Source organism: Ruegeria sp. L12, from assembly GCF_056531745.1.
Genome location: NZ_JBQFMH010000012.1, coordinates 1 through 17,159, shown reverse-complemented (window position 1 = coordinate 17,159; position 17,159 = coordinate 1). Strand labels below are relative to the sequence as shown.

13 protein-coding genes and 1 tRNA gene are annotated in these 17,159 nt (G+C 60.1%); 4 read left to right on the top strand and 10 right to left on the bottom strand.

From position 1 onward, the window contains the following. Positions 1 to 12 precede the first annotated feature (12 nt). Positions 13 to 1,182, top strand: a complete 1,170-nt coding sequence (gene nspC / locus ACR0K9_RS17245; RefSeq protein ID WP_480825038.1) for a carboxynorspermidine decarboxylase — start codon at positions 13 to 15, stop codon at positions 1,180 to 1,182. Next, on the top strand, positions 1,179 to 2,021 hold the full coding sequence (speB, locus tag ACR0K9_RS17240; protein WP_480825036.1) for an agmatinase: 843 nt from the start codon (positions 1,179 to 1,181) through the stop codon (positions 2,019 to 2,021). Before nspC ends, speB begins: the two co-directional genes overlap by 4 nt. A 2-nt stretch (positions 2,022 to 2,023) precedes the next feature. On the opposite strand, the gene lptF is transcribed toward speB, so the two are convergent. The 8 genes from lptF to ACR0K9_RS17200 all read right to left on the bottom strand — a co-directional run bounded on the left by lptF (position 2,024) and on the right by ACR0K9_RS17200 (position 15,039). Beyond that, positions 2,024 to 3,160 (bottom strand): LPS export ABC transporter permease LptF, encoded by a 1,137-nt coding sequence (lptF, locus tag ACR0K9_RS17235; RefSeq protein WP_480825034.1) that lies wholly within the window; start codon positions 3,158 to 3,160, stop codon positions 2,024 to 2,026. A gap of 72 nt (positions 3,161 to 3,232) precedes the next feature. Beyond that, positions 3,233 to 4,648, bottom strand: a complete 1,416-nt coding sequence (gene qhpG, locus ACR0K9_RS17230; protein WP_480825032.1) for a flavin-dependent monooxygenase QhpG — start codon at positions 4,646 to 4,648, stop codon at positions 3,233 to 3,235. Positions 4,649 to 4,651: 3 nt separating this feature from the next. Continuing rightward, on the bottom strand, positions 4,652 to 5,962 hold the full coding sequence (locus tag ACR0K9_RS17225; protein WP_480825030.1) for a radical SAM protein: 1,311 nt from the start codon (positions 5,960 to 5,962) through the stop codon (positions 4,652 to 4,654). Continuing rightward, positions 5,959 to 7,719 carry a ferritin-like domain-containing protein gene (locus ACR0K9_RS17220; protein WP_480825028.1) on the bottom strand — a complete coding sequence of 587 codons (1,761 nt, stop codon included), beginning with the start codon at positions 7,717 to 7,719 and terminating at the stop codon, positions 5,959 to 5,961. The genes ACR0K9_RS17225 and ACR0K9_RS17220 overlap by 4 nt, the downstream gene beginning before the upstream one ends. Next, on the bottom strand, positions 7,712 to 9,385 hold the full coding sequence (locus tag ACR0K9_RS17215) for a hypothetical protein (RefSeq protein ID WP_480825026.1): 1,674 nt from the start codon (positions 9,383 to 9,385) through the stop codon (positions 7,712 to 7,714). Before ACR0K9_RS17215 ends, ACR0K9_RS17220 begins: the two co-directional genes overlap by 8 nt. A gap of 39 nt (positions 9,386 to 9,424) precedes the next feature. Continuing rightward, the gene (locus ACR0K9_RS17210) at positions 9,425 to 10,990 is read right to left on the bottom strand and encodes an FAD-binding oxidoreductase (protein ID WP_480825024.1); all 1,566 of its coding nucleotides are present in this window, start codon (positions 10,988 to 10,990) and stop codon (positions 9,425 to 9,427) included. Between the two features lie 121 nt (positions 10,991 to 11,111). Then, on the bottom strand, positions 11,112 to 14,417 hold the full coding sequence (locus ACR0K9_RS17205) for an adenylate/guanylate cyclase domain-containing protein (protein WP_480825022.1): 3,306 nt from the start codon (positions 14,415 to 14,417) through the stop codon (positions 11,112 to 11,114). Between the two features lie 546 nt (positions 14,418 to 14,963). Next, positions 14,964 to 15,039 (bottom strand) — tRNA-Trp (locus ACR0K9_RS17200). A 144-nt stretch (positions 15,040 to 15,183) separates the two neighbouring features. Between ACR0K9_RS17200 and ACR0K9_RS17195 the strand changes: the two genes are divergently transcribed. After that, on the top strand, positions 15,184 to 15,888 hold the full coding sequence (locus ACR0K9_RS17195) for a lysophospholipid acyltransferase family protein (protein ID WP_480535541.1): 705 nt from the start codon (positions 15,184 to 15,186) through the stop codon (positions 15,886 to 15,888). 12 nt (positions 15,889 to 15,900) lie between these two features. Here ACR0K9_RS17195 and ACR0K9_RS17190 read toward each other — a convergent pair whose 3' ends face one another. Continuing rightward, positions 15,901 to 16,161, bottom strand: a complete 261-nt coding sequence (locus ACR0K9_RS17190) for a hypothetical protein (protein WP_480825020.1) — start codon at positions 16,159 to 16,161, stop codon at positions 15,901 to 15,903. A 333-nt stretch (positions 16,162 to 16,494) separates the two neighbouring features. Between ACR0K9_RS17190 and ACR0K9_RS17185 the strand changes: the two genes are divergently transcribed. Continuing rightward, positions 16,495 to 16,836, top strand: a complete 342-nt coding sequence (locus tag ACR0K9_RS17185; protein WP_480825018.1) for a RidA family protein — start codon at positions 16,495 to 16,497, stop codon at positions 16,834 to 16,836. 99 nt (positions 16,837 to 16,935) lie between these two features. Here ACR0K9_RS17185 and ACR0K9_RS17180 read toward each other — a convergent pair. Further along, positions 16,936 to 17,159 (bottom strand): EF-Tu C-terminal domain-related protein (locus ACR0K9_RS17180; RefSeq protein ID WP_480825016.1); only part of this gene is annotated, 224 nt, incomplete at its 5' end.

The following is a 17,159-nucleotide window of genomic DNA, read 5'->3' as shown; positions in this document are numbered from 1 at the left end:
GAGACGCCGGATATGTCCGACATGATGACCACACAGGCCGGAGATGCCGGAGCCTTCCGCAATTTCGACCTGACCCGCGTTCCCACGCCCTGTTTCGTGGTCGACGAAAAAGCGGTCGAACGCAACCTGACCATCCTATCCGATATCGGCGCCCGCTCAGGCGCGCATGTGCTCGGCGCGCTTAAGGCGTTTTCGATGTTCTCGCTGGCCCCTTTGGTTCGCCAGCACCTCGGCGGCACTTGTGCCAGTGGTATCTACGAGGCACGTCTGGGCCGCGAAGAATATGGTGGCGAAGTTGCAACCTTCTGCGCCGGATACAAAGACGCGGATATCGACGACATCCTGTCCCTATCCGACCACATCATTTTCAACTCTCCGACGCAAAAGGACCGGTTCTTCGCAAAGGCCCAAGCCGCAAACGTTCAGGTCGGCCTGCGCATCAACCCCGAACATTCCGAAGGCGAGATCCCGAAATACGACCCCTGCGCGCCATGTTCGCGGCTGGGAACGCCGGTCAGTCAATTGACCGCAGAAGCTCTGCACGGGGTCGACGGCCTGCACATGCATACGCTCTGCGAACAGGGATTCGATCCTCTGCAACGCACTTGGGCTGCGGTCGAGCCGAAACTCAAACCCTTCCTCGACCAGCTCAAATGGCTGAACTTCGGCGGTGGTCACCACATCACCCGCGACGATTACGACCGCGACGGGCTGGTGGCGTTCCTCAAGGACATCCGCGATGCGTACGACATCGACGTCTATCTCGAACCCGGCGAAGCGGTGGCTTTGGACGCGGGCATTCTGGTTGGTGAAATCCTCGACCTGCCGACCAATGGCATGCCCCTCGCGATCACCGACATCTCGGCCACTTGCCACATGCCCGACGTGATCGAGGCCCCCTATCGCCCCGCCCTGATGGACGAGGCCGAGGTCGGCCACACCTACCGGCTGGGTGGTCCTTCCTGTCTGGCGGGCGATGTGATCGGCGATTACACGTGGGACCAGCCATTGCAGATCGGTCAGCGCTTTGCCTTTCTCGATCAGGCGCATTACTCGATGGTCAAGACCAACACGTTCAACGGTGTGCCCCTGCCCACCATCGCGCTGTGGAACAGCGAAACGGGCGAACTGAAGATTATCAAGCAGTTCGGCTATGACGACTTCAAAGAAAGACTCTCATGAGCATTTTCCTCGACAGTGAACTGACCGCATCCGAGCGCACTGAAGACGCGCGCTTCCGGGTGATCCCGGTGCCGCTGGAACGCACCGTCTCATACGGCTCTGGCACCGCCAAAGGCCCCGACGCGATCATCGAGGCCAGCAACGAACTGGAACGCATCACTGGCCACGCCGAACCCTGTGTCGAGGGGATTTTCACCGAAGCGCCGCTGGATTGCGACGCCGCCCTGCCCGAGATCATGGAACGCCTTGCGCAACGCACCGAGGCCGCCGTGCGCGCGGGCAAGGTGCCGGTCACGCTGGGGGGTGAGCATTCGCTCAGCTACGGCGCAGTGATGGGGGTGGCGCGCGCGCTGAACCAACCCGTCGGCATCGTGCAGATTGACGCCCATGCCGACCTGCGCAACGCCTATCAGGGCGAGAAACACTCTCATGCCTCGGTCATGCATCTGCTCGCCGAAGAAGGTATCCGGCTGGCCCAATTCGGTGTGCGTGCATTCTCGACGGAAGAGGCACAGAGCCGTCTACGCAACCATGTCTTCCACGTCGATGCCGAGGAACTGGTGACCAGTCATATCCACGCCGTCGACCTGCCCGAGGATTTCCCCGAACTGGTCTATGTCAGTTTCGATGTCGACGGTCTGGATCCGGCGCAGATGCCCGCGACCGGCACGCCTGTCCCCGGGGGCCTGAGCTATTATCAGGCGCTGCGGCTGGTCGAACACGCGCTAAGGGGTCGCAAATGCGTGGGGTTCGACGTGGTCGAGCTGGCCCCCAATGGCAATGCCGCGTGGGATTTCACCGCCGCCCAGATCGTCTATCGCCTGATGGCGTCCTGTTAGGGTCAGGCCGCAGTCAACCCGGCCTCAGCCCTGGCGCGCCGTCTGAACAAGGGGCGTCCGGCAACCGACAGGAAAAGTCCGGATAAAACGACGCCAATCAGCGCGGGGAGATAGAGCAGGAACCAGAACCTGGGGTTTTCAATCACCAACGGTGCCACAAACCCGCGCACACCTTCCAGCAGCACCAGAATGGTAAACGCGCCAAATATCTGTGGCCAGAGTCCAAAGCGCGAGAAGCTACCCAGCATCAGCGCCGAATACCCCACGAGCGAAATCGCAACGCAGATCGCCACCCACGAGAACCGCTGATGCAGTTCCTCGACCAGTTGCCCGATTGAGTGTCCATCGGTTTCGGCGACGATCGCCATATTCTGGATGAGTTCGATCGTCGGAACAGCCTCGAGGCTGCGACTGCCCATGTCCGATGTGATGGTCAGTTCTGAAATATCGTATGATGCATCTTCGAACAATGTCGATGACAGCGTGTTGCCCGCCCTGTCATATCTAAGGGCCACGCCGTCAAGCATCACCAGATGGATGCCCGTGCTTTGGGTGACCAGATAAGCGGTGGCGCTGGAATAACTGACAGGATTGGCCTTCACCCGCCGGTCCGAGACAAAGACCTCGTGCATGGTTCCGTCCAGATCGATGCTGCCGATATAGACTGTCACACCCTTTGCGGGGTGCAGAAACTCACCCTCGTTCAGCAATTGTGCGGTCACGTCGCCTGCAACTTCGGCCTGTCGCTGTTCCAGTTGCTCGACCGAGGCGGGTCGCAGGAACACGCTGATCACGGCCATCATCAGCCCCGCGCACAGCCCAAACATCAAAACCGCCCGCGCCAGCCGCCACGGGCTGGAGCCGGTAGCCAGCATCACCGTCATCTCGCTTTCGCGGCTCAGCCGGTTGGTGGCGTAGACAGCGGCGGCAAACACCGCCATCGGCATCACCGTCCGGATCAGCGTCGGCAGGGTCAGGGCGGTGAATTCCAGAAACACCAGCGCCGACTGACCGCCGCTGATCACCCGGTCAAACAGGCTGACCGAGCGTGTGATCCAGAAAACCCCAACAAGCACCAGGGTAAAAAAGCCGAACAGCACCAGCAATTGCCGCAGGAAATACCCATCAAAACGCGACATGCGACCTCTTGTTTCTTGGCGGTTGGCGTTGCGGCGGACCTTATGCCATTCAGAGGACCGAGGAAACCGTGATTAAGCAAGGTCGCGGATCGGCGCCAAAATCCGGTGGTACCACAACCAGCGTAGCACGCGGGACGCGCGGGGCGGGTCCAATACATCCGACCAGAATGCAACGATTTCGGCTGCGGTTGACCGGGGCGACAATCGTTCCAGCAATGGCGCCACCCAGACGCCTTCGAGGTTTGCAACCGGACGGGTCAGGTTGGGATGGGTCAGCACGAGGCCGGGCGCGATAGCGGTGGCCGTCTGCACTCCGGCGGTCACCAACCCGGCCTCCGGCGACAGCATCAGGGGTTGATGCGCGGGCAAATCATCAAGGTTCGGGTCCAAAAGCGAAGGCTTCAACCAATCCACCGGTTGCGCGCGCTCGGCCCAGAAGGGGGCTGGATCAATGGCTTGTTGCCGCGCATAGAAATCAGCAGACAGGGCCGCATGGGTCTGAATACGTTCGATCTGCCGATCGGCGTAGAAGGACAATGCCAGATCGCTATGTTCTGGGGTTTCCAACAGAGTGTTCACCACTGCCGCAGCTTGCACCGCCTGCCCCATCGCCAGTTGCACCCCCTGTGACGACAGCGCGTCGACCGAGAAACTGGCCTCGCCAACCCGCAGAAGATCCGATGTCGGAGGCGTCGTTTCGGCGCGGCTGGTTGTATCGGTACGCCGCACCGGCCCGATCCGGCGCTGTTCCAGACAGGGCGACAACAGAGTCGATTGCGCCAGCAGATTCAGATACAGATCGCGCCGACCCGCAGGCGACAGCCCGGTACAGGCGGCGGGGTCTACAAAAACCATGGCGTTGACCACTCCGCCGGGCAAAAGCGCGCCCCAGTACCAATGCGACGCCCCGGCCTCGACCCGGGCCTGCGGGCCGAAACCCGGTGGCACCTGCCAATAGGCATAAAGCGCAAGCAAAGGTTGGGAGGCGGGGCGGAACCGGCGGCCCAGCCCGGCCTGCCGTCCGGCAGCGTCCAGAAGAACTTGCGCCTTGACCTGAAAGGCATCCGTGTCGGTGCGGACTGGGATATTCCACCCTGCCCCTTGGCGCGTCGGGCGATAAGCGCGGGCGGGCTGGACGATCTGAACCCCTGCTGTACGCGCTGCGTGCAACAGGATTGCGTCGAAATGGGCACGATCCACCAAAAGTCCGGGGGTGTCGCCCTCGACGCCGCGACGTTCAAACGCTCCAGCCCAATGCAATAGCGACCCGGCTGCGCGCAAAAACCCGGCCTGCGCAACAGGTGCGTCGACCCCCAGCAGGTTCAGGATCGGCCAATTCGAGGGAGGCAGAGACTCGCCCACATGCTGGCGCGGGAAGGTGTGGCGCTCGATCAGGCAGACGCGGCGACCCAGTTGCGCCAGCCTCAGCGCGGCGGCGCTGCCGGCCGGACCGCCGCCGATAACACAGATTTCAGTCTCTATCGTCATCGGTCAGGCAGAGGCTGCCTGCGCGGTTGCGCCGAAATAATCCGGGCGCGCTTCGGACAGGCGGACATAAGCCTGCAAGCAATAGTGCAACCAACCGCGGATGTAGTCGCAGGCGGGGCGTCCGCGGTGGATGACTTCGTGATGACACCCGCCGCCGCACAGATAGCGTGCCCAGCAGGTGTTGCAGGGGGATTGGGTGTGGACGTGCCGATCTGCTAACCAGTCTTCGCGCCGCAGATCAGGGCCATCATAGACGTTGCCCATGGCCCCGGCCTCGTCTTCGACAAAGCGATGGCAGGCGAACAGGCCGCCATCAGCGGATACGCCAAAATACCCGCCGCCCGCTCCGCAAGCATAGGGGCGGTGGGTGCCGCGATGAATCTCCTGCATTGCCGCCGCCATGTTCGAGAACGGATAACGTCGCCCTTGGATCACTGCGCCCTCGAACACCTCGCCGCAGCGGATCATCTGCGTCAGCATCTCGTCCAGATCGTTCCGATCCAGCTCATGCCGCCCGTTGGGCGATGCCAGCATCGGCGAAAACCCGATGGAATGGAAACCCATCCTGACAAACCGATCCAGCGTCTCAGGCAGGTTCATGTTCTGGGGCGTGACCGTCACTCGGGCTCCGACCTGCATACGGTGTTGTGCGGCCAACAGGGGTTCGACCCGTTTCAGGATCGTATCGAAACTGCCGCGCCCACCGCGATTGGGGCGCAGCTTGTCGTGAACCTCACCCACACCATCCAGACTGATCGTGACGGCAAAGCCATGCGCCTCAAAAAAAGCGGCGTCCTCGGGGCGCAGCAGCGTCCCGTTGGTGGTGATTGAAAAGCCAACGCTTAATCCATTTGCCTGCGCCTGTTCCACGGCATAATCCGTAGCACGCTGCACCAGATCGCGGTTGATCAGGGGTTCCCCGCCCAGAAAGGCGAGGTTGATCCGCACGCCCGGTTCAGCCTCGGCCACCAGCCGGTCGACCGAGGCTTTGGCGACCTCCCACTCCATATTCCGCGCCGGGCCGCCGAACTCTCCTCCCGCCGCATAACAATAAGTGCAGGCCAGATTGCATTTCTGCGCCACTGCCAATGACAGCGACCGCACCGGCATGTCTTGCGGCGGAGCGTCGTTGATAAATGGCGTACCATCCAGCCCCATTGACCTGAGGAACGCGCTTTGGCCAGGCGCATCCATCGCCGCAAACCGGCCGGCCGTTCCCGCCGGCACATCGAACACGCACGAGCCATCGACGGCCAGCATGTGATCCCCATGCCCGCTGTCAAAGAAATGTACCTGCGCGGCGGGTGGGATCACGCCTTGCCCTCCGTCCAGAACGGAATGCCGATCCCTTTGGCGGCCAGTGCTTCGCCCTCGACCCGGAACAGCTTCATGTCGTCGCGCACCTGCTGGATATAGGTCTGGGAGTCTTCGAGCTTGCCTTCAGCTTCAAGCGTATACGCTTTGGCCAGACCATCCTTTACCCTGGCATACAGATCCAACGCCGCTTTGGCCTGCGCCTCGGTCCCGACTTCGATCTGGCGCAGATAGGCCGGTGTGCCCTCGCCCGTGTCGTACTTGGCCAGAACGTCCTTCATCTGGCTGAAGCGCAGGAAATGCTCGTCCCCGTCGGTGTCGATCCGCACCGCCAACGCATAGAGGCGGCGTTCGGGGAACAAATCCTCCTGCTCCAAAGTCGCCACGCATTGCGCATAGGCACGGTCGATAAAGCCGCCGGGGCGCTCGATCTCGATGAAATCCGCAAGCGCCTCGGCTGTCAAAGGCCGCAGAGCACGGGGTTGCGTCTTACCCTTGCCCGCTGGCAGGGTTTCAGACGGGGTCAGCACAGGCTCATAGCCCTCCGGCTCAAGCTCCCACAACAGTTGGTTCGCCCAGCGCATATGGGTCATCTCGCCAATCGCGACCTCCAGCACCGAACGCCGAGCAAAGATCAGGTCGTCCTTCAGCGTCGGCCATTTCTGGGTGTCCGCCGTTTCGGGATCCGCCAACGAGAAATAGGCATAGAGATATTGCAGGCTCAGCGTCATCTCCATCGCCGCCAGACGGGTCTTGAGATCCTCGATCATCTCCTCGGGCGTGTCATAGGGGTCGACGCCCTGCATTTCAGGATCGACCTTATAGACCTCGCCGGTTTCGCGGCCTTCGACCACGATGGGCAGCTCGCTCCACATCTGGTTCACCTGATAATGGTCGATCTGATAAGGGCGGTTCTGTTCCACCGTGTTCAGTGCCGCCACGTTGCCCGATGGCGACTTGTCCGAACGCAACCAGTCCAGATAGGTTTCGGCCTCAATCGGGTTTTTCGACTGGCCCGAGGGCAGCTGATCGTCATGCGCCACCTCTGCCATCACCACGTCGGGGTGGTTCGAGGGCCAGTAATGACAGCCGCAATCGCGGAAATCATGGGACCACGGGTTGCACAGGCTCTGCGTCAGTTCACCGGGATCATATGCGGCGCTGAACACGCCCGCCTCGGTCCGGTACTGGCGGCGAAAACCGTGCAGGATGACCTGTTCGGCATCCACTTCGCCTTCGTGATTGCGGCGCTCCAATGCTATGCTGACCGGTTTGTCGTCACCATGTTCCAGACTGCGGATAAACCGCCAGATCATCAGTCCGTCATAAGGTTTATTATCTTCATCCCTGAATGTAATACGCTTGCCGCTTTGTTCGACCCAGGACAGGAACCAGCGCCCCTGACTGAGATTTGCGCCCACTTCACCACTGTAAGCTTCCAACAGAGTCTGCACCCAGTCTTCGGGGCTGTTATCGGGCAGCATCGGGTCGTAGAAGTAATCGACAAACACCAGATGGAAGCCCTGCGAATTCTTCGGCGCTTCGGGCACGGGGTTCAGCGGCACCCGCGCTGCGTTGAACACCAGACCGGGAAAGAACCGGCGGTCGAGGTTGCGCACATCCATTTCCAGACCGGGAAAGCAATTGCCTACTGATCCGTCCAGCCGCGTGTTGTCGGGGTTGCCCGGCACTTTATAGGCCGCACGCGCGGTCAGGTTGCGGGGTTTGACGCGGATTTGGCCGGGTTGATCAGACATTCTGAGCCTCCGATTCCTGTGCAACCAGATAGTCGATGAACGAGATCACCAGATGATATTGCCTGCGTGACAGAGACAGCGGGTAATAGTTGGAATCGCGCATATAGGGCGGCATCCGAGCATCGTGCATCGAGTCGCGGATGATCCGGGGATCGCGGAAGTCCGGGTTCGGGGCCTGATCCGGGTTCGGGTCGGTCTCAAGCTCGGTCAGGATGCCGTAAGGCGGGCGTAGCAGCGTTTTCACGAAATCCGGGCGGCGGCGCAGGAAGTCCAGCAGGTTCGCCTCGTCAATCAACTGTTCATGTACGAATTTCGTGGCCACCGTGTAAGGCAACCGGTCATTGGGCACCGAGTTCGAAAACACCGAGATCGGCTGCGGACGGATCAGTTCGTCGATTTTGTCCGGTGGCCTTGCGTCCTCTTCCGTCATGGATTTGGCATCGGTCGACGGCAGGCCCGGCGTCACGGGTATCCCGGTCTTGGCCTGTAGCTTGGCGTTGTCTTTCAGACCCTGCGCGCGGATATCGTCGAGGTTGATCAGACTGTTGGTCTCGAACGCGCGGCGGAAAATGTCGACCACCTCGGTCTTGGCCTGCGTATAATTGTCTTCAGTCACCGAGATCAGCGACAGATCGCGGTCGGCCAAATCATCTTCAAGGCTGTAGAAGGGCCGCGCATCAGGTGCGAAATCGGGCGGGCCGGTCATGATCGTGGCCCTCGCGGTCAAACGCTCGCCGCGCACGGCCAGCGTCGCCTCGATCACGCCGTCGCTGGTATCATCTGCCACACCCCAGGATTGGTCATTACCAACGCGCGCGCCATCATAGCTGTCATGCGGCTCGGGGTCGTCCGAGGTGCCGGACATCATGATCCATTTCGACCAAGGCGTGTCGGGGTTCAGGATACGGTTCTGCTCGGGCACGATCTCATGAATACGGCCATATTCCGATTTCGGCGGGTCGTTCTGGTATCCCGGCACCGCCAGCGTTGCCGGGCCGTAGGCGGCATCGGGCGGGCCATAAACCTCGCCCTTGGGCGGCATGAACCGCAGGCGCAGGATGCTGCGGTCGATGAACTCTCCTTCCACCGGCTCGTCGTGCCCCTGCACCGGATGCATCGCACGAATCGAGCCCAGCGGGATCGGGTTGTGCTCATAGACCATCGGCTGTTGTTCGGACGTGTACGGGCTGAACGCCAGCAGTGGTTTTGGGGTGAAATCCTGCCCCGCAATCTCGACCCGCGCGCGAAATCCGCAGGCCGCATCCCCGGTCCGACGCTCTGCCTTTGTATTCCCGACGGTGACCGAATAGCGCACATTCTGCAGCGACAGGCCCTGATCGTCGAGCAGGTCCAGCGTCACCGGCGTCTCATATTCCTCGCCCGTCTCGGCATCATGCATCCGCGCCCACAGCTCAAAGAACGGAGCAACCGGACGCAGCGCGCCGCCTTCGTCACGAAAGCGGATCGCGTCGGGATCGGGAAGGTAGGCAGTGACGCTGCCGTCTTCGACTTCGCGCAAGGTTATGTTTGACCGGATGACTGTCTTGTTGTTGCCGTGAGCATCCATGTCTTGCTGCCACTCATAGCTTTCCAGCGGCGTTTCACCCGGCCCCAGACGGGCAACCGCCATGGGCGGCAGAAAGAAAATCTCCTGTATCGTATCCATGCTGGGCCCTCCCCCGTTTGGCCGTGACTGCCCCCGCTTTCAGGGGTTCGAGTAGTCTTCGTATGTGATGGTCCGGTCGTCAAAGATCGACTCGGACGTATCGCGAATGATCTCCGGCGGTGCATCGTCGGGCACCGGAGAGATGCTCTGCTGGTAGTGGAAAAAATTCTTCGGATCGAATTTCTTCTTCACGAACAGCAGCGAGTTGAAATATTCGCCCCAATATTGCCAGCGATAGTTCTTTTGCGCCCGGCGCGGATAGTTCTGATAGACCCGGTCGATAAAATAACCTTCCTCGGTCATCAGCTTCATGAACCCGTCGAGCCACGGCACCACGATCTCTTTTTCTTCTTCCGACAGCCAGAACACGTCGACATAGAAGTTCAGCGACACGTCACGGTGGATAAAAGCGTTGCCCTCTTTGCCCAGGGGCATTCTGTTGATCGCACCGCCGTAAGGTTCAATCGCCACCGCGCCATAGGCATTGGGTGTGCTGTCGAGGTAATCCACTACGCGCTGCCATTCAGCCGCGCTGAGTTGGCGTTTTATATATCCGGCCTGTTTGTCCTCGCGCGCCTGATCCGGGACGACGGGGATGTCGTATTTGTCGTCGTAGAGCCACGAATTGATTCCCTGATAGGTGCCGTAATTCTGATCGTCAGGGCCCATCTGTCCGCCGATATCTTCGCTGAGCAAAGGTTGGATAAATGCGTTTCCCTCTTTGGCCGTCCCATCATAGAGCGCAGACAGAAGCAGCACCTTTTTGTCGCCCTGATAGGCGAGGAAAATATAGGCACCGAACCGGTCGTCATCGCAGGTGCTCATGTAATTGGCCTGCAGGAATTCCAACGCCTTGGCGGCTTTGTCCAACGGCCATGTGATGTGGCAGCCCCAGACCTTGTAGAGCGGGTGCAGTTGATAGCGGATTTCCAGCAGGATGCCGAAATTGTTGCCGGTCCCACCCCGGATGGCCCAGAACAGATCGGGGTTGGTGTCTTTGTCCGCAATCACTAAACTGCCGTCCCACAACATTACGGTGACGCCAAGAACATTGTCGCAGGCCATTCCGAACCGGCGCGAGGTAAAGCCATAACCGCCGCCCATCATGAAACCCGCGACGCAGACATCCTGACAGGCCCCGCCCGGCACATGTAGGTGATAGGAATTCAGCTCTGAGTTCAGCATCTTGAACGGCGTGCCCGGCCCGACATAGGCCATCGGAACATCCGGGTCGACGGTTACGTACCGCATCTTGCTGGTATCCAGCACCATCTGGTTGTTGACCGAATACCCTGCCGTACTGTGCCGCCCGGATCGCGCCACGACCCAGAGGTCATGTTTACGCGCAAAGGCCAAACTCACGCGCACGTCCTCAATGGTTTCGCAATAGACGATGATCTCAGGGTAGTCTTGAAACGCCGGGTTCCAGACTTGCCGGTCACGGTTGTATTCAATGTCGGTTGGCAGTGTGACCGTCCCAATCAGCTTCTTCACAAACGCGCGTATCTCCTCGCCCGAGATCGAGTGATATTGCTGCAGCGCCAGATCGGTGCGGCTTTGCGCCACGATATCCTTGGCCAGAAGAGTTTTGCTGATCTTTTTCATCGGGTCTCCTCACACGATAACACCGCGGACGCTGAACACGTGGCCCAGCGCCATTTCTTAAAATTTTAGGTATCAACCCAACTCCGCCCGCGCCCAAGCTGGCAGGATTAGGCCCTTCGGGTCAAGTGGTCGTTTCCATCAGCGCCTGCGCTTCTCTCAGGTCAGACAGGTTCGCGTCCTGTTGGAAATGCGACAAGGCTGTATCCAGCGCCTCGCTCATCGGTTTCCCGTTGCGCCGCTGCCAGTCCGCCAACGCGACCGCCGCGCGAAGCTCATAAAGCCGCGCGCCTTGCTTCCGGGCTGTCTCGATGGCCTTGATCAGCAATGGTTCGGGGTCGCCACCGGTCTTGGCGATCAATGCGGCCTGAACACGAAGTTGTTCGGCCTGCGCCCATTTCTCTTCGGTTTCAAGCAAGTCCTTGCTGGCCTGAGACAGCGTTTGCTGTGCAGCCTTGTGATCACCTGCGTCCATCTGCAATTCGGCAATCAGCGCAGGGAAGAACCCTTTGTAGTTACCAGCGCCGACAGACCACCAGTCATTCGCGGATTGCTTCAGGTTATCAATATGATGCACTTCACCTGTCGCTGTCGCCTCAGCCCAATTGCCCCAAAGGCGCGCGATGGTTGCCATGAAGGGCAATGAGTGCTGTTCGGCGATCTCAGACAAGGCCGTCACATCCCGTTGCAACGCCGGAATGTCGCGCGCCAGCAGGTGGACCTTGCACATGTAGACAAGAATCTGTGCCACACTATGCGCGTGCTTGAGGTCCCTCGCCCAGTCCAACGCCGTGCGCTGCACCTGTAACGCCTCCTGATGGCGGCCCATCAGGCAATAGCACGTCCCCAGAAACGCCGAGGTAATCGCCGCATGATCGGTGCCGTAGACATAGGCCAGCTGGCTATGCTGATCAAAATCATAGAGCGCCCAGGCCTGTTCCAGATGGGTTTGCGCTTTGGACAGGTTGCCCAGATGCAATTCAACCGCCCCCATGGCGCGATGGCCGACCATGCGGTGTTCGGTCTTGCCGCTTTCCGCCGCCAGATCAAGGATTTGCGCCGCCACATCCTGCGCCAGACGGTATTCGGCGCGCACCAGATGGAAGGCATAAAGACCGTTGAGCACCGGAAACAGCCTCTCGGTCTGCTCGGCGCGATGGCAAAGCTCGCGCAAGCGGCCATAGGCCTCACCCGTGGCATCGCCGGAAATACCGCTGGTCGAGCGCAGCACGCCGGCGCGCAGGATTTGGATGTCAATCTCCTGCACGTCGCGCTCGCGGCTTTTGGGCAGTGCAGCCAGTTGATCCAGCGCCGTGGACAGATGGGTCAGCGCTTCGGCCTGGGCCGAGCGTTCAATGGCGCGGCGCCCCGCACTTTGCCAATGCAGCACCGCCTCATCGGTCCGTTGGGCTAACGTGTAGTGTTGCGCCAGAACTTCCGGTTGGGTCTGCGCCAGCTGCGGTTGAACTTCGATCAGCGCACCCGCCGCGCGGTCGTGCAGCACCTGCCGCTCGGTCCGCAGCAGGCTGTCATAGGCCATGTCACGGATCAGCGCGTGCCGGAAGATGAACTCATCCTCGGTTGCATCCGGCGCCTGCAGGATAATCCCCGCCGATGACAGCTGGTCCAAACCCGCCTGCAGCACGGCGGGTGACAGGATCGACACCGAGGCCAGCAGCGCGATCGAAAACTGCCGCCCAAACACCGCCCCGGTCTGCGCCACCTCCTTGGCCATGCCAAGCCTGTCCAGACGCTCCATTAACGAATCCTTCAGCGTGCTGGGCACCGAGAGCGATGGGAGTGGTCCTCGCAAAGTGTAACCCTGATCCGTCAGCCGCAGCTGACCGGATTCCAGCAGGCCCCGCGTAACTTCTTGGACATAAAGCGGAATACCGTCTGTTTTGGCCGCAATCAGATCACAGACCTCGGGCGGCACCGCGTTGCCGCCCGCCACTTCGGTCACGATCTCGGCCACGTCCCGATTGGCCAGACGTTTGAGCGGCAGGTGCAACGTATTGTGATGATGTCCCCAACCCGGATCGAAACCGGGGCGCGCGGTCACCACGATCAGCACCAGCAAGCCGCTGATCCGCTCAATCACCCGATCGGTCAGTGACAAGGTGGTCGGGTCCACCCAATGTGCATCTTCAAACAGCAGCAAAACGGGCTTCTCACGCGCCAAAGCGGCAAGTTGTTCGGTCACCGCCTCAAGCGTGCGCTCAAGCTTGACCTGCGGTGGCAGATCCAATGGCCCCAGCGTGTCATCCGCATCGACGCTCAGCAGATCCGCGATCAAACGTTGATGCTCGGGCGGGTGATAGCGCAGAAGATGCGTGAGCTTCGCAAGCTTTTCCGCGTCGCTGTCCGTCGTCGCAAAGCCCGCCGCACGCTCAAGGTGCTGAATGATGGGATACAGCGCCGAGTTGGCGTGGAAGGGCGAACACTGGAAGTTCAGTTGCAGAACCTCCTGCTCGTGCACCTGTTGGCTGAGACCTTCGATCAGACGGGATTTGCCGATGCCCGCCTCTCCGGTGATCAGCACGGACTGGCCCGCGCCCTGACAGGCTTCGTGCCATTTGTCGCTGAGCTTGCGGAACTCGGTATGGCGGCCCACCAGACGGCTGGCCCCGGCATCGGGCATGATGTCGAACCGGCGCTCGATATGGGCCTGCCCGGTCACCGTCCAGGCCTGAATTTTCTCAGAGAACCCCTTCAACGCAAACGAGCCCTGGTCCTGCAACTCAAAAGCGTTGCCAATCAGGCGCCGGGTCGATGGGCTGATTATCAGGCTGTTGGGCTCGGCCAGCCCCTGCAGGCGTGCCGCCAGGTTTGGCGTGCGCCCCATGACCACGTCATGTTCTTTCAGGCCTTCACCATGGATCTCTCCGACAACCACAAGACCGGTCGACACCCCGATCCGCGCCTTCAGCTGTTCCTGACCTTCGATACGCCGCAGTTCATCCAGAATATCAAGCCCGGCATGGACCGATCGCGCCGCCGCGTCCTCAAGCGCATGGGGATAGCCGAAATAGATCATCGCACCGTCGCCCATGAAACTGGCCACGTGCCCGCCAAACCGCGCTACCGAGGTCGAGCATATCTCTTTGAAGCGGCGCAGTAATTCCCCAAGATCTTCGGGGTCCAGACGTTCGGACAATGCGGTGGAACCAACGAGGTCGACAAACATCACGGTCAGTTGCCGCCGCTCGGCCACGATCTTGCCGACGCCCTGCACCGGCGCGGGGGCGGCGTCGCGCGCGCGCCCGAGCGCAGCCATCAAGCGCCGCCTCGGCCCAAGCGGCAGACCAAGATCGATCAGATCATGTTCAGATAAATGCGCCAGATCCGCGCGTGTGACCTCATTCGACGCAAATACGGGCGCATATTTGGACAGCCCGAGCTCTTCCAGATATTCGTCGATCTCAGTCATTATCCCCCGATATCCCCGTATTACCCCGAGTCCCCCAACCCGGTCAGGCCTTCTGCCCATATCAAAAATCCAGCAACTCTAACACGTTAGCTAGAAACTTCAGATGGCGTGTCCCACGGCCTTGTTCAAGCTTTTTCTTTCTTGTCCGATACGTCAAGTGACTCGTTCGTTATCACGATACCCCCATCCCTGACCGAAGGCGGACGCATCGTCGCGTGCAGCGCAGGCCATACCCTTTGACCGGAGCGAATCCGCACAAGTCGCAGGCAACGAAACAGCATGCGCATATGAATTGTTAACCAGACGTGAACAGCGTGTACTTCGCGAATTCATCAACACTCTGCATATTGAACGAATGCCGCTTCTGCGACGGCATGAGACAAATCTGTTCAAATGGTGAGGCTTGAAAGCGTTATGTTAAACTTCGCTCTGACAATTTCGGTCATCTCTATGGGAATAGCATCCGGATTCCTTGCCAGCGCCTTGTTGCTGTAGAAAATGAACCCCAGCCCCAATGGCCGAAATGAAACTGTTCTGATGTTTGGATGGCAGGGGCAGCAGGGTTCGAACCCGCGACCTACGGTTTTGGAGACCGTCGCTCTACCAACTGAGCTATACCCCTAGGCTGGGCCCTCAGATATGCCAGTGAAGCAGAGGACTCAAGAGGCTTTTTTACTTTTGCGGTGACTTTGCCATTCGACAAAAACGTTGCGCCCGGCGTGCAGTTCTTTAAGACAAGGCTCGGCCAGTCAGGAGGGACGCAGCCTTGAGCATCCGCAAGAAAATCGCTGACAGCGAAGCTGTGCTGAATTGGGCTGCGCGACGGATTGCAAGCTATATCCGGCTGGTCCACCGCAACACGCGCTGGCAGCGCATCGGATATGAAGAGCTGGACCAACTGGCGGAACAGGGCGAACCGGTCATCGTGGTATTGTGGCACCAGCGTCTGGCGCAATCGCCCTATTTCTTTCCGCTGGACAAGGGCCGGATCTGCTCGATCACCTCAGCCGCGCGCGCTGGCAGCATGGTGGGGCGGGTGCAGAAACTGTTCGGCATGGACACGATCGCCATGTCCAGCCGCAAACGCCATGTCGCACTGTCGCGCGAAGTGCTGGGCAAGATGAAACAGGGCGTATCAATCGGTATCGCCGCCGACGGCCCGCGCGGCCCCGAGCGGGTATCGTCCACCGTTCCGCTGGTCTGGGCCCGCACCTCGGGCAAGCGGGTGTTCGGCATCACCTACTCTGCCCGTCATGGGCGCGAGGCCGGAACCTGGGACCGCCTGCTGATGCCGCGCCCGTGGCGCAACGAGGGCGTGTTCCTGTGCCGGGAATGGACCGACCCGGTGCCCCGCAAAGCCAGTGAAGAACAGATCGAAACGCTGCGCCTGAGCCTCGAGCAGCACATGAATGATATCACAGCCGAGGCTGACCGGATGGTGGGTCGGGAACCCTGGGCCAGAAACACCTGAGCGTTCTCTGCTTCAGATCATTTCCTTCTGTGCGCAACGGCGCACTGATATCCCATTGCCTTGACTGTTTGCCGATCCTGCTTTGTGTCTCGCGCCGACCCGTGTGGATACGTCGGCAAGCCTGATGTCGAACCGCTTGCGCTCACGACAGAAATCGCTGACATGGCAATCCACCTCTTGCCCGTCTTCGCCAAGAATCGCGTCACGCATATCATCCAGATCCTTGCTGTGAAGGATTTGGGTTCCATAGGTGATGAAGCCAAAACCAAACATGTTTCCCCCCCTTATTTCCGCGGCCCGCCAAACCTGCCTGCCGGGTCCGTTGTTTCAGCTCTCAAGTGGGGTTTCAGTCTTTGGAAGAGGTGGACGTAACGTTAAGAAATTACCATCCGATTCTTTTGGCGCAGCGATTTCGATTTTTGTGAGTTTGCTCGCAGCGTTTCAGGCTTCTTCTGGCCATGTAACTTAGTTTTTGAACGTCCTGTCAGGCCAAATTTAATCGCTCTTTTCATCTCCCCCGCCACTCGTTACGACGATTTCCGTTTGCCAAGTACAGTGTCTTGTGAACATGAACGCCCGTACCAAACCTAAGAAACGAGAATATCCATGATTGAACGCATTGATACCGGCGAGCGGTCCTCAAAAATCGTGAAACACAACGGCGTTGCCTACCTGACGGGACAGGTCGCCGAGGGTGAGACAATTCAGGAACAGGTTCAGACTTGCCTCGACAAGATCGACGCATTGCTCGAACTGGCCGGCTCGTCGCGTGAAAAAATGCTGCGCGTGACCATCTGGCTGGCTGACATGAAGGATTTCGCCGGGTTGAACGAGGTTTGGAACGCCTGGGTTCCCTCCGGTCACGCACCTGCGCGGGCGTGCGGTGAAGCCAAACTGGCGCGACCCGAACTGAAGGTGGAATTCATCGTGGACGCCGCCTACGACTGATTCTCGTCGGGCCCCTCATGGGGGTCTGGCGCATCATCCAGAAACGAAAAAGGGCACCCTGAAGGGTGCCCTTTCCGTTTGATCATTCGCTCACGCGAATTATTCAATGATTTTCGACACGACGCCGGCGCCGACGGTGCGGCCGCCTTCGCGGATGGCGAAGCGCAGGCCGTCTTCCATCGCGATTGGTGCGATCAGCTCGACGGTGAAGCCGACATTGTCGCCGGGCATGACCATCTCGGTGCCAGCCGCCAGGGTCACGGTGCCGGTCACGTCAGTGGTCCGGAAGTAGAACTGCGGACGGTAGTTCGCGAAGAACGGAG